Consider the following 20081-nt stretch of genomic DNA (forward strand, 5'->3'; position numbering starts at 1 on the left):
GCCATGCCCCGCGACAGCCGCTGCTCCAGCGCCGCCACCAGCGCACGTGCCGCCACCAGCAGCGGGGCGCGGTTCTGACCGTGGCGCGGACCCGGCACCAGCTTGCCCAGCACACCGCGCGCGGTGCTGGACACCACGCCCGCCTGCCAGTTGCGGCTCAGCGCCTCCGCGGCGGTCACGTCGTCGGCCGCCGCGAGCGTCGTCGCCTCGCGCTCCACGCCTCCGCCCAGCTCCTGGCGCACCTTGCCCAGCACCTCGTCGAAGGTGCGCTGCTCCAGCCGGACGATCTCCAACTGCGCCCGCTCGCGAGGATCCACCGCCGCCTTGAGCAGCGCGTCCGCCTCCGCCGCGGGCGGGCCTCCCAGCAGGAAGAACCAGCGCAGCGCGTCCAGGTCCTCCACCGTCGCTTCGAGCGGCCGATCCGGGCGGCGGTAGATCTGATCGCGCACCACCGCGGCCTTGAGCGTCCACAGCGCCTTCACCACCGACCGCTGGGAGAAGTACTTCGTGGGCACGTAGTCCGGCAGCTTCGACACCTGCGCCACCAGCGAGCGCTCCAGCGCGTCCGTCAGCATCTCCACGCCTTCGAGCACGTTGCCGGGCACCTTCACCTGCGCCACCGCGTCCTGGAGCAGATCCAACTGCTGCAGCGTCAGCGTGGCGTGCAGGTCCGGCCGGGTGCCGTGCACGAAGCGGTGCAGCATCGCGGCCCGGCTCTCCCGCCGGGCGAAGGCCTTGGGCACGAAGCAGATGAAGCTCAGCCGGTCCGCGAACGCCAGCAGCAGCTCCGGCGAGCGCGCGAGCACCTCCGTGAGGTAGCGGTTGCTCGTCATCACGACGCACTCGGTGCGTCCGGCCGTCACCTTGCGGCCGTGCTTCAGCTCCCGCTCGTACATCACGTTGAGGATGGAGCGCAGCAGCATGTCCCGGCCGTCGAAGACTTCATCCAGGAACGCGTGCACCGAGCCCAGCATGCCCTCGTCGGTGAGGTACTCCGTGCGCCCCGTCTCCGTGAGGACCTTGAAGTCCACCGGCCCGATGAGGTCCGTCTGCAGGGTGGATTCGGCGATCTGCTTGGAGAACAGCGAGGGCAGTCCCGACGTCTCGTCGGTGATGCGACCCAGGACGGCGCTGGCCACCGCGCTCTTGGCCGTCCCGGGAGGTCCCACCACCAGCACGTGCTCACGGCACAAGAGCGCCAGTTCGATCTGCGTGAAGAGCGTCTCCCGCTCCAGGTACGTCTCCCGAAGCTCCCCGAAGAAGCGACGAAAGGACTGGGCGGCCTGCAGGTAGGGAGGAGGCGAGGTCACGGAGGGCCAGAGGAGAGCGGGGAAGGACGCATGCTACCCGCCTCCCTTCCCCTATTTGAAGTGCACCGCGCAGGCCCCGTCGGGGCAGTTGCGACCCGCGATGCGGAAGCGGTAGCGGGCCACCATCCCATAAACCGCATCCGCGAGCTGGCGCAGGCCCGGCACGTAGTACACGTACAGCAGCCGGCCCAGTGGGCGCCGCCCCATGGCCCGCACGATGGCCTCCGCGCCCTCCAGCACCCGGCCGTCCGCCTGGATGAGCTGCATGGCCTTCTCGCACCGTTCGGGGGTGACCCCCGGGAAGGCGTCCAGGACGCCCTCGTCGCGGAACGAGAGCAGCTTCGTGCCCTGGTTGCCCACCAGCTTCTGCATCTCCCTGGCAGCCCCGCTGCAGATGCGGCAGTGGCTGTCGTAGAGGACCACGTCATGTCCCGGCGGCGTTGTCTGGAGCGTCGTCACGCGTCACCTCCCCACGAACCTTCCGTGCCCTCCATGCTAACGGGCCTTGAGCATTTCGTGCAGTTGGCCGTGCACGCTGCGCCAGATGTCGTGCTGTCGTTCAATGGGGTCCATCAACGCGAGCCCCACCGACGTCGCCGGAGAGCTTCCCTGGAAGGCTGAGTACTGTCGGATGCGCGTGCCCCCGGTGCCGTCGTCGTCGAAGATGAAACGGTTGGTCCCGCGCAAAGGATGACCATCCAGCGTGGTGATGTGGACGGTGCGCTGTTCCGCATCGAGCTTCACGGTGATGGGCGCCCACACCGGCGGCGGCCCCTGTTCCTCCAGGAACAGCCGGGCACCGTCCGTCAGCGAACTCGCCGCCGGCCTGAGGGAGATGCCCGCCGCGCCGAAGAGCATCTCCGGGTGGCTCACGAAGGACGCGTAGGCCTCCTTCGCCGACACGCCCGGAATGGTGCTGGTGTAGTCCGTCAGCGACGTGGGCGAGCCCGCGATGGGTGGGCTCGGCTCCAGGTGCCCCAGGTGCTTGCGCGCGTAGGCGTCCATCGAGGAGCCCACGTCCAGCGCCACGCTGACCGCAGCCGCCTGGGTCTGCTCCAACAGCAGCGCACCCTGCTTCACCTGCTCCTTCAGGGAGCCCGTGGGCCGGGGCGGAAAGGCGCCGCTCACGCCGAAGTCGAAGCCGTTGCCCTCCGGTCCCCGGGGAGCCACCTGGGAGGCCCATGCGGAGGTCGAGGCCGGCACGCCACTTCCCCGGAACACCTCCACGGAGTTGGCCGGCACCGCCGAGGGCGGACGGGACGCGGACTGAGGGCCCGAGGAGGCGGGGCCAGAGGGGACTTCGGCCGCGGTGAGGTCGGGGAGGAGGCCGGACAGTTGGGACTCGATACGGGACATGGCGGAGCACCTTCCTGAAGGACAGCGAGGAACCCGCCCGTCCCTTGCAGTGCCTCGGCCACCCCGGATCCGCGTGAAATCGCGGGGTTGAAAGCCCGCGAACATCCTGCGTCCGGCCTCCCCGTCCATCACCGTGGAAGGGCCGCAGGACAAAAGAGCAGGGCCGGCACCCCTCAGCGGAGCACCGGCCCTGGATGTTCAGTTCCCGCCGCGCGGCGGCGGGGACCTCACGTTCTTACGACTGGCGGAACTCGGCATCCACCACGTCGTCCTTCGCGGCCGGCTGGGCGCTGGAGCCCGGCGCGGCGTTCGGCTCGCCACCCGGAGGAGGCGTGGCACCCGGCGCGCCGCCGGTGGCGCGATACATCTCCTCCGCCGCCTTGAAGCTGGCCTGCTGGAGCTTGTCCAGGGCCGCCTTGATGGCGTCCTTGTCCTGCCCCTCGCGGACCGCGTTCAGCTCCGCGACACCGTCCTCGATGGCCTTCGCCACCTCGGGGGTGAGCTTGTCCTTGTTCTCCTTGACCATCTTCTCCGCGGCGTAGGACTGGCTCTCCGCCTGGTTCTTCACCTCGATCAGCTCGCGACGCGCCTTGTCCGCGGCCTCGTTGCTGCGAGCGTCGGTGACCATCTTCTCCACTTCGTCCTTCGACAGACCGGACGAATGGCTGATGGTGACCTTCGTCTCCTTGCCCGTCGCCTTGTCCTTGGCGTTGACGTTCAAGATGCCGTTCGCGTCGATGTCGAACGTCACTTCGATCTGCGGCACGCCGCGCGGCGCGGGGGGCATGCCCGTCAGGTGGAAGCGGCCGAGGCTGCGGTTGTCGCCCGCCATCTCGCGCTCACCCTGCACCACGTGGATCTCCACCTGGGTCTGACCGTCCGCCGCCGTGGAGAAGGTCTCCGACTTGCGCGTGGGGATGGTCGTGTTGCGCTCGATGAGCTTCGTCATCACGCCGCCCAGCGTCTCCACGCCCAGCGACAGCGGAGTCACGTCCAGCAGGAGGATGTCCTTCACCTCGCCAGAGAGCACGCCGGCCTGCACCGCGGCGCCCACGGCCACAACCTCGTCCGGGTTCACCGTGCGGTTCGGCTCCTTGCCGAACAGCCGCTTCACGGCCTCCTGCACCATCGGGATGCGCGTGGAGCCGCCCACGAGCACGACCTCGTTGAGGTCCTTCGGGTCCAGGCCCGAGTCCTTCAGGCACTTGCGGCACGGCTCCAGCGAACGCTCGACCAGATCGTTGATCATCTGCTCGAACTTGGCGCGCGTGAGCTTCACGTTCAGGTGCTTGGGACCTGAGGCGTCCGCCGTGAGGAACGGCAGGTTGATGTCCGTCTGCATCGCGCTGGACAGCTCGATCTTCGCCTTCTCCGCCGCCTCCTTCAGGCGCTGGAGGACCATCTTGTCCTTGCTGACGTCCAGCCCGGTGTCCTTCTTGAACTCGCTGATCAGCCAGTCCATGATCCGCAGGTCGATGTTGTCGCCGCCCAGGTGCGTGTCGCCATTGGTGGCCAGCACGTCCACGACGTTCTCACCGACTTCCAGGATGGACACGTCGAAGGTGCCGCCGCCGAAGTCGTAGACGGCGATCTTCTCATCCTTCTTCTTGTCCATGCCGTACGCGAGCGCGGCCGCGGTGGGCTCGTTCACGATGCGGCGCACCGTGAGGCCGGCGATCTCGCCCGCGTCCTTGGTGGCCTGGCGCTGGGCGTCGTTGAAGTAGGCCGGGACGGTGATGACCGCCTCCGTCACCTTCTCACCCAGGTAGTTCTCCGCGGCGCGCTTGAGCTTCAAGAGCACCTGCGCGCTGATCTCCGGCGCGCTGTACTGCTTGCCGCTGATGTCCACGCGCGCATCGCCGTTGGGACCCCGGGCCACCTTGTAGGGGACGAGCTTCGCCTCCTCGGTGGTCTCCTCGTACCGGCGGCCCATGAAGCGCTTCACCGAGTAGATGGTCTGCTCCGGGTTGGTGATGGCTTGACGCTTCGCCACCTGACCGACCAGGCGCTCCCCATCCTTGGTGAACGCGACCACGGACGGCGTGGTGGGGGTACCCTCTTCGTTGACGATGACCTTGGGCTCGCGACCCTCCATGATCGCCACCACGCTGTTCGTGGTGCCCAGGTCGATTCCGATAATCTTGCCCACGGTTCCCATCCTCCGGAAATGACTGCGTTTTTCCTGCGAAATCCCGATGTATGCCCAACGTAACCACCCCCCCTGGCGTGTCAAACGCAAGGGCGGGTTTCCCCGTGGGACCGGGCACCCAGCGCAAAGGTGATGACGCTGCCTGCGTAGCGCAGTGCGCAGGCCAGGACGGGGGCTCTGTCACCTGCCCGCCATCCACGCGCCACGGGTGCGTAACGCGCTCTACACCGCCGTCACCCGGCGGTAGCAACCGAGCGTTCACATTGGCCACCAGCAAACCGTGCAACCCCTTGAAACTCCTGTGACCCGCGCACCTGACACCTTGCGTCAGGGGTTGGCGAGAAAAGTGCACAGCCCCAACCGCGTCATCGCTGTCATGCCTGCCCCCCTCCCCCTGGAGTCGTCCATGCTGGTCCAGCCCCTTCGTTCCACGGACTTCCGCCGCTCCCCGTCGGCGCTCCCGTCCGCCGAACCGAAGGTCGCGGTCATGCTGAACGCGAACGCCCGCAAGGTGGACGCCCGGGTGGTCAAGCTGCTGTCGCACGTGGTGCCGGAGGAGGACCTCTTCCTGTCGCGCTCGCCGCTGGACGCGCGCCGCATCGCGCAGACGGTGCTGGAGCGGGGCTACCCCACGGTGTTCACCGGCGGCGGCGACGGCACCTTCATGGGCTTCGTCAATGAGGTGCTGCAGCAGGTGGGTCCGCGCGGGAAGTTCGCCGGGCAGGCCGCGCCGCGCTTCGGCATCCTCAAGCTGGGCACGGGCAACGGCATCGCGGCGTTCGTCAACGCCTCCAGCACCCGGGGCGACGGCATCCTCAATGACGTGGTGCGGGCGCGCGCGGCGGAGTTCCCCAGCGTGCGCACCATGGACCTGGTGCAGGTGGACGGCCAGCGCGCGCCCTTCGCGGGGCTGGGCGTGGATGGCAAGGTGCTCAACGACTACATCGCCGTGAAGGAGACCCTGGGCAAGGGCATGTTCAAGCGGGTCATGTCCGGCGGTGGCGGCTACTTCTCCGCGGTGGCCTTCAAGACGGTGCCGCACTACCTCACCAGCTCCGTGCTGGTGGAGTGCGAAGTCGTCAACGGCGCGTCGGAGGCGTACCGCCTGGGCGCGGAAGGCCACGAGGTGGGCGGCCCCATCGCGCCGGGCGCCGTGCTCTTCCGGGGCAAGCTGATGATGGCCGCCGCGGGCACCATGCCCTTCTACGGCTACGGCTTCCGCATGTTCCCCTACGCCAATGACCGCCGGGGCTTCATGCAACTGCGCCTGGGCCAGGTGTCGCCCACGCAGGTGCTGGCCAACCTGCCCCGCCTCTGGAACGGCCGCTGGGCCCCGGAAGGCCTGCACGACTTCCACGCGAAGGACGTCACCATCCGCTTCGCGCGCCCCATGCCCTTCCAGGTCGGCGGCGACGCGGCCGGCTACCGCGAGCAGCTCACGCTGTCGGTGGCCTCGGAATCCATCGAGCTGCTCGACTTCAACGGCGTGCAGTAGCTCGAAGAGGGGGGCCCGTCGTCACGGGCCCTTCCGGTGGGGGCGGTGATGCCCCCGACAACAAGCGGCGTTCAGCCCCGGTCGCGCGACGCGGGGGGCTTCTCACCCGGTTCCTTGCGCCGTCCCACCGCGAACGCGTAGCTGACGCCCGGTCGCTGGTTGTGCTCCTGGTGCAGGGCCAGCTCCTCGCGGAAGGCCGCGCTCTCCGGTGCGGCGCCCTGGGGCAGGTGCGCTTCCATGTCCCGGTAGAGCGCGTCCAGCTCCGTGTCGTGCAGCGACTCCACGGATTCCGGCTCGTAGCCGGCGCCTTCCAGCGCCTGGAGCAGTTCGCGCGGCAGGAGCAGCGGCGCGCCCAGGCGCTTCTCCCAGAAGTCCAGCACCGGCTTGGGCGTGAAGCGGCCCACGCGCGCCGGGAAGGTGAAGCCCACGCGACCGCGCTTGCCCAGGAGCGCGCGGAACACGCGCAGCGACACGTCCAGCGGGTACTGCACGCGCCCCGGCACGAGGATGCCGTGGAAGGGTCCGTCCAGCATGCCCAGCGCATCCGGGGCCACGCGGCGCACCTCGATGCGATCCGACAGGCCCTGGGAACGCACGCGCTCGCGCACGGGGGACACCAGGGCTTCGTCGGTGTCCACGGCCACCACGGAGCACCGCAGCTCCTCGGCCAGCAGCACGGCGGCGCCGCCCTCGGGCCCACAGCCGAGCACGAGCACGCGCGAGCCTGGGTCGAGCTGGGCCACCTTGGCGAAGCGGCGCGTGGCGTCGTCGGAGCCGAACGCGCGCTGCGCACCCGGCGGGTGGTACAGCGGGAATGGCTCGGCGGGACTCATGCCACCCTCATATACGCAGCCCGGCCGGACTTCCAGCCACCGCACGCCCCGTTCCCCACCCTGGGATGGACCCCGCGCGGCGCCTGCCTCACAGGTAGTAGACGATGCGGGGATCCTCGTGCAGCGCTTCGTAGATGGCGCGGCGCTGCTCCTCGGACAGCAGGAACACCGCCACGCTCAGGGAGATGTAGTTGCCCTTCTTGCTGGGCTGCTCCCGGATGGAGTCCGGGGACACCTCCGTCCCCATCTTCCGTTTGAAGAGCTGGCGCACGTGCTCGGCGAAGCTGAGCGTGTCGTCGCTCGTCACCTTGCCCATCACCTTGAACTCGTAGGTGGTGGGGTACTCGATGAGGGGCTTCTTCTCCTCACCGGGGGCCGCGGGCTTGTCGGAGCCGTCCTGGGTCATGACATCTCTCGGAATGGGGACTTCGGGTGCCTCACAGCAGGTTGGCCGACAGCTCGGCCAGCATGCTGCGCTCGCCCTTGGCCATGGTGATGTGGCCGGCGATCTTCTCGTTCTTGAAGCGGTTGACCACGTGCACGAGCCCGTTGTTGGTCGAATCCACGTACGGGTTGTCGATCTGGAACGGGTCGCCGGTGAGGATGATCTTCGTGTTGTCGCCCACGCGGGTGAGGATGGTCTTCACCTCGTGGGGCGTGAGGTTCTGCGCCTCGTCCACGATGATGAACTGGTTGGGGATGCTGCGTCCACGGATGTACGTGAGCGGTTCGATCTCCATCAGCCCCAGGTCCATCAGCTCGTGGTGGCCGCGCCCGGCCTTCTTGTCCGCGCGGCTCAGGTTCATCAGGAACTCCACGTTGTCGAAGATGGGCTGCATCCAGGGATTGAGCTTCTCCTCGACGCTGCCCGGCAGGTAGCCGATGTCACGGCCCAGGGGGAAGATGGGCCGGCTGACGAGCAGCTTGTGGTACAGCCCCTCCTCCGTCACCTTCTGCAGGCCCGCGGCGATGGCGAGCAGCGTCTTGCCCGTGCCCGCCTTGCCCACGATGGTCACGAGCTTGATCTCGTCGTTGAGCAAGAGGTCCAGGCAGAACGCCTGCTCCATGTTGCGCGGACGGATGCCCCAGGTGCCTTCCTTGCTCTGGCGCGCGAGCGGCACGAGCCGCGCCTTGGTCGCGTTGAAGCGCGCCATCGCCGTATGGGACGGGTTGAGTTCGTCCTTGAGCAGCACCAGTTGGTTGGGGAAGAGCCGATCCTGCTGCGGGATCTCCACCTCGCCGCCGGGCTTGTAGAGCTGATCCACCAGCTCCCGGGGTGCGAGCAGTTCGGTGAAGCCGGTGTAGAGGTCGGTGATCTCCACGCGCTCGGTGTCGAAGTCCTGGGCGGACAGGCCCAGGGCGTCGGCGCGGATGCGCAGGTTGGTGTCCTTGGTGATGAAGACGGCCTGCGTCTCCGGCTCCTTCTCCATCAGGTCCAGGGCCACCGCGAGGATGCGGTTGTCCACCAGGTTGCTGTCCACCATGGACGACGGCAGCGCGCGGTCGGTGAAGCTCACGCGCAGCATCCCGCCGTGCGGCAGCGGGACGCCCTCCTTCAGGGAGCCTTCAGCGCGGAAGGAATCCAGGTAGCGCGCCACCAGTCGCGCATTGCGTCCCAGTTCGGAAAGGTCGCGCTTGAAGTTGTCGACCTCTTCGATGACGTAGATGGGGATGATGACGTTGTTGTCCTTGAACCCGTAGATGCTGCGGGGGTCATGGAGGAGGACGTTCGTGTCGAGGATGAAGTTCTTTCGCATCGAGGGCTTCGCGACCTGACTTGGTTCGGGTGCGATTGCGGACGGCGAGCGACGGACGAGGACGACTGCTGAACCCAATATACGCACCGAACGAGGGGGCACCACCGGCATTCCCGTCCCGGACGACGAAGGGACGTCCAAAAGAGCACGGCCACCGTCCACGTCGCGCCCGGGCGCTACCGTCCCAGGGCCGTCCTCAGACTCCCGCGATGGACCGCAGGGGAATTGACGCGCGGTCCCAGCCCTCATCCAGGGGCGATGCGGGGGACAGCGGATCATACCCGAGCAGCTCCACCACCCTTTCGGGCGGGGGGCCGGGGGGCATCCGGCCCCAGGGGAAGCGCGCCTGCAGGGCTTCTTCGTCCAGGGTCAAGGGCTGCTTCGCGTGGAAGCGCTGCGCTTCGTGCCAGCCGCGCGTATCCAGGCGCCGGGACAGGCGCCGGGACAGGGGGCTGATCATCGCGGAGGGCGCGAAGAGGGCGGGCTGTCCCTGCTCGTCCCGCATGCAGCCCAGCTCCACGGCCCAGGCCAGCAGCCAGCGCGGCCAGCCCCGTCCGGCGCGGCGAAGGGCGCTGAAGCGGCCCTGGGCGGCGCCGTCCACGAAGGCGTAGCGCGGTTCGTAGACGCACGCCGCCGCGAACGTCGCGGGCATCAGCGCCACGGCCTCCGCGCCGATGCGGCGGGCCATCAGGTGCAGCAGTTCCAGGATGTCGTTCGACAGGGACAGCCCGGGGTGGAGCTGCCCGGGAAGCGGCGGACGGTTCCAGTCGAAGGGGCGTCCCGGGTGCTGCAGCAAGAGGCTGTCCACGTAGAGCAGCGGGGCCTCCGCGGCCGCGTGGGTGAAGCCCACCTCCGCGCCCAGGGCCCGGCGCAGGGACAGGTCCGCGACGGGCGTGTGGTAGCGGCGGCTCCAGAAGGTGAGGCGCGGCTGGAACGGCTCCTGGCAGGACAGGCGCAGCTCGAAGGGGCCCACGCGCTCCTCCAGTCGCTGGGTGAAGCCGTAGGCGGCCAGGGCGCGCTCCAGGCCCTCGCGGCTGTAGGTCTCGAACGCCAGGGCCACGCGGTCGCCGCTGGACTCCAGACCCAGGTCGTCCAGGGACAGGGACTCGCCTTCGGAGGACGACAGGTCCAGGCCGCTCAGGCGCGGGTAGGTGCGGCGCAACCGGGGACTGATCTGCGGCGTCCGGGAGGGCATGGGAGCGTCCTAGTCGTAACGAATGTCCACCAGGGTGAGTTCAATCTCCCCCCGGGGGCGCCGCACCTCGACGGTGTCACCCGGGGATTTGCGCAGGAGCGCGCGGCCCATGGGTGACTCGACGCTGATGCGGCCACCGGTGGCGTCGATCTCATCCGAGCCGACAATCTGATACGTGAGCTTCGTTCCGCCCTCGTCCTCCAGGGTCACGGTGGCCCCGAAGTAGACTTTCGTGCGATCCCCCTGTTCCGAAGGGGTGACGATGGTGGCCGTGTCCAGGCGCTTCGAGAGGAAGCGGATGCGCCGGTCGATCTCCCGCAGGCGCTTCTTGCCGTAGATGTATTCGGCGTTTTCTGAACGGTCACCCTGGGCGGCGGCGGCGGAGACCTCGGCGGTGACCTTGGGGCGCGCCTCGTTGAGGAGCTGGAGCAGCTCCTTGTGCATGCGCTCGGCCCCTGCCCGGGTGAGGTAGCGGCGCAGCGGTGCCTGCTCCCCCTCCTCTTCGTCCTCGGGGGCTTCGGGCGGATCGGGAACTTCCTGGGCCATGCTCCTGTGTATAGCCCCGGACGCTGACAGACGGAGGCCGCCGGCCGGGCGGATGTTCACCCGGAGGTGGGAAGCGGCTGTCAGGTCGCGGGGGCTGCGATCGCCAGTGGAAGTCCTGGGGCGCTGCTGGTAGGAAGCGCCTCGCGACAGCCGAGCAGTGGGGGCGGCGAAAAAAAGAATAGCGAGTCGCTAGCTCAGCTGGTAGAGCACCGGCCTTTTAAGCCGAGGGTCGGGGGTTCGAGCCCCCCGCGACTCAAAGCAGTCGAAGTGCAGTGCAGACGTCCCCGTCGTCTAGAGGCCCAGGACACTGGCCTTTCAAGCCGGCGACACGGGTTCGAATCCCGTCGGGGACACTGGAACAGCCCCGTAAGTACCCGGAAACAGAGGGTACTTACGGGGCTGAACCGTTCGTAGGGGTTCGCTGGCGTCCGCTCGATTACGTACGGACTACGTACGGAAATGGCCTTCAGAAATTGCCCCTCCCCTCCCCTCCCCGTCTAAGTAGGTGAGCAAGAGTCCCCGACATGATGTCGCGGCCCTCGCGCCTTAGTCGCCCCATCAGTGGCTGAGGAATGCGCCCCCTACAGCGTCTTCACCGGGCAAGAGCTGCGCGGGTTCTGGGCAAGCCACCGGTACCCGACCCAGATCCGGTTCACCTACAACGCGGCGCTCAAGACGCGACTGACCCGCGCCGACCTCATTGAGCACAACGTGTGAGCACAACGTGTTCGACGCGGGCATCGCGCGCGCGTTCTTCGACAGCTACCTCGACGGCCGCGAGCACGCGATGGCGATCGCGGTCAAAAACCCCAAGCGGTACGCCAAGCCGAAGAACCTCGAGGACGTCTCGGGCTCGACGACGCCGCCCCAGTCGTTCCAGTACCTTGCCGCCAAAGCCGAGGTCTGACGGTACCCACGGGGCGCTGGCCCCAAACCGCTCCTGTCCGACTCTCTCCCGCTCTTCTCGATGCCCCCCTCCGTGGAATACCGTCGCATGGGCACTCGTGTGCCCATGGAACAACTTGAGATGACGGAGCCCTGGTCCTCGGTCGACGAAGTCGCGAAACACTTGGGAGTGGCGCAGGACTCGATCTACCGCTGGATCGAGGCCCGAGATCTGCCAGCTCACAAGAGCGGCCGCCTCTGGAGGTTCAAGCTCTCCGAAGTCGACGAGTGGGTCCGCGATGGGGGCGCGGAGGGCGGCGAGAAGCCCGCCACCAAAAAGCCCCCGAAGGCCAAGAGGGGGCTCTCGTGAGTGGCAAGAGCATGGACGTCTTTTTGCTGCGCGACTCGATCGTCGGCGAGTACCGGAAGTTCGCGACCTCGTTCACGACCATCCACGCGGAGGACATCCGCGCGCAGGTCGAGGCCATCTACTCGGAGGGGCGCTTCTGGCCGGACCCGCTCCTACAGATCAACCCGAACTACAAGCACGGGCTGAATCTCGAGACGCTCATTGCGAACGGCGCTCTCGACCCACACACTGCCGACATCTTCCGTGCCGACGGAGCGCCGCTCTCCCTCTACAAGCACCAAGAGCAGGCCGTCGTCCTCGCCTCGCAGGGCGAGAGCTACGTCGTCACGACGGGCACGGGCTCGGGCAAGTCGCTCTGCTTCTTCATCCCGATCGTGAGCGCCGTGCTCGCCGAGAAGCGCGCGAGCGCCGCTCGCCGCACGCGGGCGATCATCATCTACCCGATGAACGCGCTGGCCAACAGCCAGCTCGAGGAGCTCGACAAGTTTGTCGCGAACGTCCAGGGCGAGAAGCCCATCACCTTCGAGCGATACACAGGCCAGGAGGACAGCGAGAAGAGACGAAGCATCGCCGACAACCCGCCCGACATCCTGCTGACCAACTTCATGATGCTCGAGCTGCTGATGACCCGGCAGGACGAGCTCGATCGCAAGGTGATCGGCAACTGCCAGGGACTGCGCTTCTTGGTGCTCGACGAGCTGCACACGTACCGAGGCCGCCAGGGTGCCGACGTCGCGCTGCTCGTGCGCCGCGTCCGCGAGCGCCTGTCCCCCGAGAAGCTCCAGTGCATCGGCACGTCGGCAACGATGGCCAGCGAGGGCACCGCGCGGAACAAGCAGGAGGTCGTCGCCAATGTCGCGTCCAAGCTGTTCTCGGCGGCGGTCGATCCGAGCCACGTCATCATCGAGGAGCTCGAACGCGTCACCGACAAGTCGAAGCGCGCCGAGTCGGTAAGAAGCGCGCTCGGCCCGGCCATCGACACCGGCATCCCGTCGAACATAACCAACGACGCGCTCCGCAACCATCCGCTCGCCATCTGGACCGAGACGCGCCTTGGCATCACGACGACGGACGCGAACCCTGCGTGGCACCGTGCTCGCCCGCGAACGCTCGATGAGGCCGCGCGCGAACTTGCCACCGAGGCAGGGCGTGACGAACAGGCGTGCAAGGACGCGCTCCGCACGTTGCTCCTTGTGTCGAGCCTCCCCGAGGCAGACCGCACGGGCAACGAGTCGGCGTCCCATCGGAGCTTCTTCGCCTTCAAGCTGCACCAGTTCATCTCGGGCGCCGGCCATGCCTTCGCGACCTTCGAGCCTCCGGGCGAACGGATCGTCACGGTGGAGGGGCAGCAGTACCTGCCCGGCGATCCCGACAAGCGGCTCTACCCGGTACACTTCTGCCGCGAGTGTGGGCACGAGTACCACCCGGTCCGCTTCGTCTCGGAGGACGGCGAGCGGAAGTTCCTCGCGCGCGACATCGACGACGCCGCCCCGGCGAAGTCGGACGACGACGAGCCAGAGGAAGAGGACGAGTCGCCCGATCGCGAGGTCTTCGGTTTCATCACGCTGCACGCGCGCGACACCGAGTTCACGTTCGACGACCGCGACGAGGACTACCCCGAGACCTGGCTCGACTTCGACGCCGCCGGCAACCCGCGCATCAAGAACCACTACCGCAGCGCGCGCGCGCGCGAGGTCATCGTTGCCCCGAACGGCAAGGTGGGCTCCGGCGCGAAGGCATGGTTTATCCCTGGCCGCTTCCGGTTCTGCCTTCGCTGTGGGGCGACGCACAGCACCTCGGCCCGCGATCGCACGCGCCTCGCGTCGCTCTCGGCTGAAGGCCGAAGCTCGGCGACCACGGTGCTCGTCTCGAGCGCGCTCCGGTGGATGCACGGGAAGGACTCGGGTCTCCCGACGCACACGAGGAAGCTGCTCGGCTTCACCGACAACCGCCAGGACGCCGCGCTCCAGTCGGGCCACTTCAACGACTTCCTGTTCGTGAGCCTTATCCGCGCCGCCTTTCTTGGCGCGCTTGACATGGCGGGCGACAAGGGGCTGCGCAGCGACGAGCTCGGCGCCGCCCAGCAGCGAGCGCTCGGCTTCGACCGCCCCGCGCCGGAGCTGCGCAGCGAGTGGCTCCTCGAGCCGTCGCTCAAGGGCTTCAACCTGCAGGAGGCCGAGAGCGCGCTCCGGCAGGTGCTCTCGTACCGCGTGTGGTTCGATCAACGCCGCGGCTGGCGGTACACGAACCCGAACCTCGAGCAGCTCGGGCTGGTCGACGTCGAGTACCTCGGCATCGACGACTTGGCCTCGGACGAGGAGCTGTTCGCGGCCGCGCCCGACCTCCTGCGGCTCGCGTCGCCCGCCGTGCGCAAAGCGGTCTACATGGAGGTCTTCGATCATCTGCGGAAGTGGATGGCGATCCGCAGCCAGGTGCTCGACCCGACGGTCATTGAGCAGATGCTGCAGAAGTCCCACAGCCGCCTCCGTGCGCCCTGGGGCTTCGGCAACGACGAGAAGCCGCGCAAGGCACGCTGGCTGCTCATCTCGCCGCCGCCACGCAAGGACACCAGCCTGCGAGACGAGGACCTCGTCGTTCGCGGCGGCTCGCGCAGCTCGCTCGGAAAGCTCCTGAAGTCGTCGCGTGGCACACGAACGTCGAAGGAGCCCGATGGGCGCACGCTCTGGTCGGAGCCTTCGGCAGTGCGCGCGCTCAAGTCCAGGCACTTCGACGCACTCATTGAGGCACTGCTCAAGGCCGCCGTCACCCACGGGCTCGTGTCCGAGGAGGTCACGCCGTTCGGCGACCAGACCGGCTTCCGCCTGAACGACGCCTGCGTGCTCTTCAAGCGCGGCACGCCCGTCATCGACCCGAACCACCCGAACGAAGACGCGTTCTTCCGCGACTTCTACGCCAACCTCGCGGCCACGCTGCGCAAGCCCGTCCACCCGCTCTTCGGATTCGAGGCGCGTGAGCACACCGCACAGGTCGACGGCGAGAAGCGCGCGGTGCGCGAGAAGCGCTTCCGCTTCGGTGCGAAGGAGCGCGAAGAGCTCGGCTCCGACGAGAAGCACCTCCGCGAGATCGGCGAGGCCAACCGCTTCCTGCCCGTTCTCTTCTGCTCGCCGACGATGGAACTCGGCGTCGACATCTCGGCGCTGAACGCCGTGTACCTGCGCAACGTCCCGCCGACGCCCGCGAACTACGCGCAGCGCAGCGGTCGCGCGGGCCGCAGCGGACAGGCCGCGCTGGTGCTGACGTACAGCTCCTCGCAGAGCCCGCACGATCAGTATTTCTTCCGCGACCCCAAGGCGATGGTGCATGGCGAGGTTCGCCCGCCGCTCCTCGACCTCGCGAACCGCGACCTTGTCGAGAGCCACCTCTCGGCGGTCTGGCTCGCCTGCACGGAGCTGCCGCTCGAACCGTCGATTGCCAAGCTGCTCGTGCTCTCGGAGACGGGGCGCCCGCTCAAGCAGGAAGTGAAGGAGCCGATGGCGCTCCCGAAGGTGGCCGACGAAGCCCGCCGTCGCATCCAGCGTGTCCTCAATCTGCTCGAGGAAGACCTCTCGCCCGCGCTCGCGCCTTGGTACCCGGGCCGCGACGTCTTCGCCGACGAGGTTGTGGAGCGCGCGCTCAGGCGCTTCGAACAGGCCTTTAACCGCTGGCGTGACCTCTTCGCCGCCGCCGAGCAGCAGCGCGACGCCGCGCGCCGCACGATGGACGACTACTCCGCGCCGCAGAACGAGAAGCGCGCCGCGCAGAGCCGCCACGCGCAGGCCATCGACCAGCTCAACCTGCTGCAGTCGGACACGCGAAACTCGAACAGTCCGTCGAGCGACTTCAATACGTACCGCTACCTCGCGACCGAGGGCTTTCTGCCGGGCTACAACTTCCCGCGCCTCCCGCTGATGGCGTACATCCCGGCGACCAACGACGGGCGCGGGCGGCAGACGTACTTGCAGCGGCCTCGCTTCCTCGCGCTCTCGGAGTTCGGGCCGAGGAGTCTCGTCTACCACGAGGGACGCGCGTACCGCGTCGTGCGGGCGATGCTGTCGCTCAACCATCAGGCGAGCGCCACGACGGACGTGCGTCTCCCGACGAAGACGGTCCGCATCTGCAAGGCGTGCGGTGCGGGCCACTGGACCGACGAAACGTCGATGTGCCACGCGTGCAGCGCGTCGCTCGGCGACGCGGAGATCGTCAACCACACGTACCGCATCGAGAACGTATCGACGCAGCCTGCCGAGCGCATCACTGCGAACGACGAGGAGCGCCAGCGCCAAGGCTTCGAGCTGCAGACCACGTTCGAGTGGGCCACGCGCGACCACGCGCTCGACGTGCGTCGGGGCGTCGCCCTCGACGACGACGGCGAACTCGCTCGGCTCGCGTACGGACCGGGCGCCACCATCACGCGCCTGAACAAGGGCCTGCGCCGCCGAAAGAAGCGCACGCAACTCGGGTTCATGATGGACCCGGTTTCGGGATACTGGGCGAAGAACGAGGACGAAGGCGACGAGGCCTCCAATCCGACCGCGTCACCCCGGCAGTGGATCGTCCCGAGCGTACAGGACCGCAAGAACGCGCTGCTCCTTCAGCCGAGTGACGCTGAGGTCTCGCAGACCACCTTGACCACCCTGCAGCACGCGCTGCTGCGTGGCATCGAAGCTGTGTTCCAGCTCGAGGAAGGCGAAATCCTCGCCGAGCCGATGCCCCAGCGCGACGCGCGCACAGGCTTCCTGTTCTACGAAGCGACCGAAGGCGGCGCCGGTGTCCTCACACGGTTGGTCGCCGAGCCCGAGCGCCTTGCCGAGGTGGCGAAGTGCGCGCTCGAGATCATGCACTTCGACCTGTCGAACGGCCTGCCGACCGTCGCGACGACGCTGGTCGACCAGCCCGGCACCGCATGTGTCGCGGCCTGTTACCGCTGCGTGATGTCGTACTTCAACCAGCCGGACCATGAGCAACTCGATCGCCGCGACGAGGACGCCCGCGCGCTCTTGCTGCGCCTCGCACGCGGCAGGCTCAAGGGCCTCGAAGCGCCGGTCACGCGGCGGCCCACGGAGCCGCCTCCCATCTCTGCCAGCGGCGATCTCGCGTCCGCGTGGTGCACCTACGCATGTGGACGCGAGCTTCCTTCACCTGACTCGGAGCCCCTCGTGATTGATGGACAGGCCGTCGCGCTCGTGTGGCGAGGCCACTACGTCGCCGCGCTCTTCGCGGAGAGCAGCGATCTTGCAAGCAAGCTGGAGAATAAGGGCTTCGAAGTCGTGGTCCTGGGCGAGAGCGAAGCGGTGTGGGCCGGTCCTACCTCGACCCTTGCGAAGCTCCTCGGGAGGCCGGCGTGAGCACGACGGCGACGACCTCGACACCGCACGCATCCCACGCCGCAGCACTATGGAGCCCCGGCAGCCTCGTTCGCGCGCGCGGCCGAGAGTGGATCGTACTCTCGGGCAGCGACGCCGAGGTGCTTCGGGTGCGCCCGGTGTCGGGCTCCGAAGAGGACCAGACGTACATCCACATGGCGCTCGAGGCCGTGCCGGTCGCCGACGCCTCGTTTCCGAAACCCGAGCCCACACAGAAGGCCGGCCACGACGCGGCGCTGCTCCTGCGCGACGCCCTCGTGCTGTCGCTTCGACGTGGCGCGGGGCCGTTCCGCAGCTTCGGCCAGATCGCCATCGAGCCGCGTGCCTACCAGCTAGTGCCACTGCTCATGGCGCTGAAGCTCGATCCGGTCCGGTTGCTCATCGCCGACGACGTCGGCATCGGCAAGACCATCGAGGCCGCGCTCATCGCGCGCGAGCTGCTCGACCGCGGCGACGTCGAGCGCTTCGCGGTGCTCTGCCCGCCGCACCTCGTGGACCAGTGGGTGACCGAGCTTGAGGGGCGTTTCCACCTCCGGCCCGTCGCAGTCACAGCGGCGAGTGCCGCCCGCCTCGAGCGCAACCTCCCGCCGAGCGAGAGCATCTTCACGACGCACGCGCATACGGTCGTCAGCCTCGACTACATCAAGAGCGAGCGTCGTCGCGCAGAGTTCCTTCGCGCATGCCCCGAGTTGGTCATCGTCGACGAGGCGCATACCTGTGCGTCGACCGGCCAGGGGCGCCATCAGCGCTACGAGCTGCTGAAGGGGCTCGTCAGCGAGAAGACGCGCCACCTGGTGATGCTCACGGCGACGCCGCATAGCGGTGACGAGGACGCCTACTTCCGACTCCTCGGGCTCTTGCACACTGACTTCGCGGCGCTCGCGAACACGGCGGGCGACGAGCACAAGAAGCTTCGCGACCGCCTCGCCGCGCACTTCGTCCAGCGCCGTCGCCCCGACATCGCCGAATGGAAGGAAGGCAACATCTTCCCGCGCCGCGAGACGAAGGAGCTGACCTACAAGCTCACGGGCACGTGGGAGCGCTTCTTCGACGCCGTGCTCGACTACTGTGCGTCCGTCGTCGCAGCGGCCGGTGAGGACACGAAGAAGCAGCGCCTCAACTTCTGGGGCACGCTGGCCCTCATGCGCTGCGTGGCGTCGAGCCCTGCGGCCGCAGTGCAGGCCCTCCGCACGCGCGCGGGCCTCGAAGAGGAGATCGCCGAGGACGACGTCGAAGCGCGCGTGTTCGACGGTGCCGCCGACGCGCTACCGGACGACGACGTCGAGCCGCCCGCAGCGTTCGACGACAAGGCACTCGCCGCGCTCATCTCCCAGGCCGAGGAGCTCGCGGGACAGGCAGGAGATCCGAAGCTCAAGCTCCTCACCGACCACGTCGCCGAGCTGGTGAAGGAGGGCTTCAACCCCGTCATCTTCTGCCGCTACATCGCGACGGCCCACTACCTCGGGCAACACCTCGGCTCGAAGATCAAGAGCGTCACCGTCGACGTCGTCACTGGCGAGCTGACCTCCGACGAGCGCAAGGAGAAGGTGGAGCTGCTCGGCGACGCGGAGCAGCGCATCCTCATCGCCACCGACTGCCTCTCCGAGGGCGTGAACCTCCAGGACCACTTCGACGCCGTCATTCACTACGACCTCTCGTGGAACCCCACGCGTCATGAGCAGCGCGAAGGGCGCGTCGACCGGTTTGGGCAGAAGAGCGGCGTGGTGCGCGCCACGTTGCTCTACGGCGCGAACAACCCCGTCGACGGCGCGGTGTTCGAGGTCATCCTCAAGAAGGCCGATAAGATCCGTGAGGAGCTCGGCGTGCTGGTGCCGCTGCCCGACGATAGGCACACGCTCAGCCAGGCGCTGATGAAGGCCGTCTTGCTCCGCAACCGCGAGCGCGACAGCAAGCGCCAGCAGGCCTTCTCGTTCGTCGAGATGGAGGAGGCCAAGGCCATCGAGTCGCGCTGGCTCGACGCCGCTGAGAAGGCGAAGAAGAATCGCACCGTCTTCGCGCAGCGACGCCTGAAGCCCGAAGACGTGCTCCCTGAGTGGAAGAAGTCCCTCGCCGCGCTCGGCGGCAAGGAGGACGTCCAGCGATTCACGGGGCGCGCCCTGGCACGTCTGGGCGGAGCACTTGAGCCCGTGGGCAGCTCGGGGCGCAGAGGCTTCAAGACGCCGCTCACCGCGCTTCCTGAGGACGTGCGCGAGCGCCTCGAGGTGGAGGGGCTTGAAGGCTCGCTCCTCATCGACTTCGAGTACCCGCCCGCGCCGCGCTGCCGTCCGGTGCAGCGCAGCCATCCGCTCGTCTCGGTGCTCGCCGAGACGCTGCTCGAACGCACTCTCGGGAACAGCGCCATCGCCGACGTGAACGACCCGGGCGTGCTCGGGCGTGTCGGATGCTGGGTGGCCGACGGCATCACGGCGCGTACGCTGGTGGCGCTGGTGCGGCTTCGCCACCAGCTCACGTCGCAGCGCGCACAGCAGGCGACAACGCTCCTCGTCGAGGAGGCGACCGCCATCGCGTGGACGGGTGGCCCGAGCCCCCTCGAAGGGCCGGACGCGCTCAACTTGCTCTCGCCCATTCCGATCTCCGACCCGCCGCCGCACGTGCGCGAGCGCGCCGTCACCCAGGCGCTCGGCCAGCTTGAGACGCGCCTGCCGGAACTGGATGCGTTCGCCGAGAGGCGCGCGCAGGCGCTCCTCGCCGACCATCGTCGTGTGCGCGAAGCCGCCGAGGCTCTCGGCCGCTACAGCGTGAAGGCACTGCTCCCTGCGGACATCATCGGGCTCTTCGTCCTGCTGCCGAAGGTGGACTGA

15 protein-coding genes and 2 tRNA genes are annotated in these 20081 nt (G+C 68.2%); 8 read left to right on the plus strand and 9 right to left on the minus strand.

Annotated features, from left to right (window positions below; all coding sequences use genetic code 11):
• The 4 genes from D7V88_RS16595 to dnaK all read right to left on the minus strand — a co-directional run.
• On the minus strand, nt 1-1310 hold a 1310-nt coding region (locus D7V88_RS16595), incomplete at its 3' end, for an AAA family ATPase (protein WP_158620384.1).
• 51 nt (nt 1311-1361) lie between these two features.
• Nucleotides 1362-1769, minus strand: a complete 408-nt coding sequence (locus tag D7V88_RS16600; RefSeq protein ID WP_120541620.1) for a thiol-disulfide oxidoreductase DCC family protein — start codon at nt 1767-1769, stop codon at nt 1362-1364.
• A 36-nt stretch (nt 1770-1805) separates the two neighbouring features.
• Nucleotides 1806-2666, minus strand: coding sequence for a hypothetical protein (locus tag D7V88_RS16605; RefSeq protein WP_120541621.1), 861 nt, complete (start codon nt 2664-2666; stop codon nt 1806-1808).
• A 235-nt stretch (nt 2667-2901) separates the two neighbouring features.
• Entirely contained in the window at nt 2902-4815 is a 1914-nt protein-coding gene (gene dnaK / locus D7V88_RS16610) for a molecular chaperone DnaK (RefSeq protein ID WP_120541633.1), read from the minus strand.
• A gap of 406 nt (nt 4816-5221) precedes the next feature.
• On the opposite strand from dnaK, the gene D7V88_RS16615 reads away from it, so the two are divergent.
• A complete protein-coding gene (locus D7V88_RS16615; protein ID WP_120541622.1) occupies nt 5222-6310 on the plus strand; it encodes a diacylglycerol/lipid kinase family protein in 1089 nt (362 codons plus the stop codon).
• A gap of 71 nt (nt 6311-6381) precedes the next feature.
• On the opposite strand, the gene D7V88_RS16620 is transcribed toward D7V88_RS16615, so the two are convergent.
• The 5 genes from D7V88_RS16620 to greB form a co-directional block, all read right to left on the minus strand.
• On the minus strand, nt 6382-7143 hold the full coding sequence (locus D7V88_RS16620; RefSeq protein WP_120541623.1) for an SAM-dependent methyltransferase: 762 nt from the start codon (nt 7141-7143) through the stop codon (nt 6382-6384).
• An 88-nt stretch (nt 7144-7231) separates the two neighbouring features.
• Nucleotides 7232-7549 carry an HP0495 family protein gene (locus D7V88_RS16625; RefSeq protein ID WP_120541624.1) on the minus strand — a complete coding sequence of 106 codons (318 nt, stop codon included), beginning with the start codon at nt 7547-7549 and terminating at the stop codon, nt 7232-7234.
• A gap of 31 nt (nt 7550-7580) precedes the next feature.
• Nucleotides 7581-8900 (minus strand): PhoH family protein, encoded by a 1320-nt coding sequence (locus D7V88_RS16630; RefSeq protein ID WP_120541625.1) that lies wholly within the window; start codon nt 8898-8900, stop codon nt 7581-7583.
• 196 nt (nt 8901-9096) lie between these two features.
• Entirely contained in the window at nt 9097-10095 is a 999-nt protein-coding gene (locus D7V88_RS16635; RefSeq protein WP_120541626.1) for a deacetylase, read from the minus strand.
• 9 nt (nt 10096-10104) lie between these two features.
• On the minus strand, nt 10105-10641 hold the full coding sequence (gene greB / locus D7V88_RS16640; RefSeq protein WP_120541627.1) for a transcription elongation factor GreB: 537 nt from the start codon (nt 10639-10641) through the stop codon (nt 10105-10107).
• Between the two features lie 183 nt (nt 10642-10824).
• Here greB and D7V88_RS16645 point away from each other — a divergent pair.
• The 7 genes from D7V88_RS16645 to D7V88_RS16670 all read left to right on the plus strand — a co-directional run bounded on the left by D7V88_RS16645 (nt 10825) and on the right by D7V88_RS16670 (nt 20081).
• A tRNA-Lys gene (locus D7V88_RS16645) sits at nt 10825-10897 on the plus strand.
• A gap of 24 nt (nt 10898-10921) precedes the next feature.
• Nucleotides 10922-10994: transfer RNA gene (locus D7V88_RS16650), tRNA-Glu, on the plus strand.
• A 208-nt stretch (nt 10995-11202) separates the two neighbouring features.
• Nucleotides 11203-11358: a hypothetical protein gene (locus D7V88_RS43030; protein ID WP_158625089.1), complete on the plus strand. Its 156-nt coding sequence runs from the start codon at nt 11203-11205 to the stop codon at nt 11356-11358.
• Nucleotides 11359-11365: 7 nt separating this feature from the next.
• Nucleotides 11366-11548, plus strand: a complete 183-nt coding sequence (locus D7V88_RS16655; protein ID WP_120541628.1) for a hypothetical protein — start codon at nt 11366-11368, stop codon at nt 11546-11548.
• Nucleotides 11549-11635: 87 nt separating this feature from the next.
• Nucleotides 11636-11896, plus strand: a complete 261-nt coding sequence (locus tag D7V88_RS16660; protein ID WP_244238186.1) for a helix-turn-helix domain-containing protein — start codon at nt 11636-11638, stop codon at nt 11894-11896.
• Nucleotides 11893-17241: a DEAD/DEAH box helicase family protein gene (locus tag D7V88_RS16665; RefSeq protein WP_244238187.1), complete on the plus strand. Its 5349-nt coding sequence runs from the start codon at nt 11893-11895 to the stop codon at nt 17239-17241. The genes D7V88_RS16660 and D7V88_RS16665 overlap by 4 nt, the downstream gene beginning before the upstream one ends.
• Complete coding sequence (locus tag D7V88_RS16670) at nt 17238-20081, plus strand: DUF8741 domain-containing protein (RefSeq protein WP_120541636.1); 2844 nt, start codon at nt 17238-17240, stop codon at nt 20079-20081. The genes D7V88_RS16665 and D7V88_RS16670 overlap by 4 nt, the downstream gene beginning before the upstream one ends.

This window comes from Corallococcus terminator, assembly GCF_003611635.1.
Lineage (GTDB): Bacteria > Myxococcota > Myxococcia > Myxococcales > Myxococcaceae > Corallococcus > Corallococcus terminator.

What these genes read in the sequence shown, in the direction of transcription:
- D7V88_RS16605 (WP_120541621.1), bottom strand. Translation starts at nt 2,666, where the DNA reads ATGTCCCGTATCGAGTCCCAACTGTCCGGCCTCCTCCCCGACCTCACC.
- D7V88_RS16615 (WP_120541622.1), top strand. Translation starts at nt 5,222, where the DNA reads ATGCTGGTCCAGCCCCTTCGTTCCACGGACTTCCGCCGCTCCCCGTCG.
- D7V88_RS16620 (WP_120541623.1), bottom strand. Translation starts at nt 7,143, where the DNA reads ATGAGTCCCGCCGAGCCATTCCCGCTGTACCACCCGCCGGGTGCGCAG.
- D7V88_RS16625 (WP_120541624.1), bottom strand. Translation starts at nt 7,549, where the DNA reads ATGACCCAGGACGGCTCCGACAAGCCCGCGGCCCCCGGTGAGGAGAAG.
- D7V88_RS16630 (WP_120541625.1), bottom strand. Translation starts at nt 8,900, where the DNA reads ATGCGAAAGAACTTCATCCTCGACACGAACGTCCTCCTCCATGACCCC.
- D7V88_RS16635 (WP_120541626.1), bottom strand. Translation starts at nt 10,095, where the DNA reads ATGCCCTCCCGGACGCCGCAGATCAGTCCCCGGTTGCGCCGCACCTAC.
- greB (WP_120541627.1), bottom strand. Translation starts at nt 10,641, where the DNA reads ATGGCCCAGGAAGTTCCCGATCCGCCCGAAGCCCCCGAGGACGAAGAG.
- D7V88_RS16660 (WP_244238186.1), top strand. Translation starts at nt 11,636, where the DNA reads ATGGGCACTCGTGTGCCCATGGAACAACTTGAGATGACGGAGCCCTGG.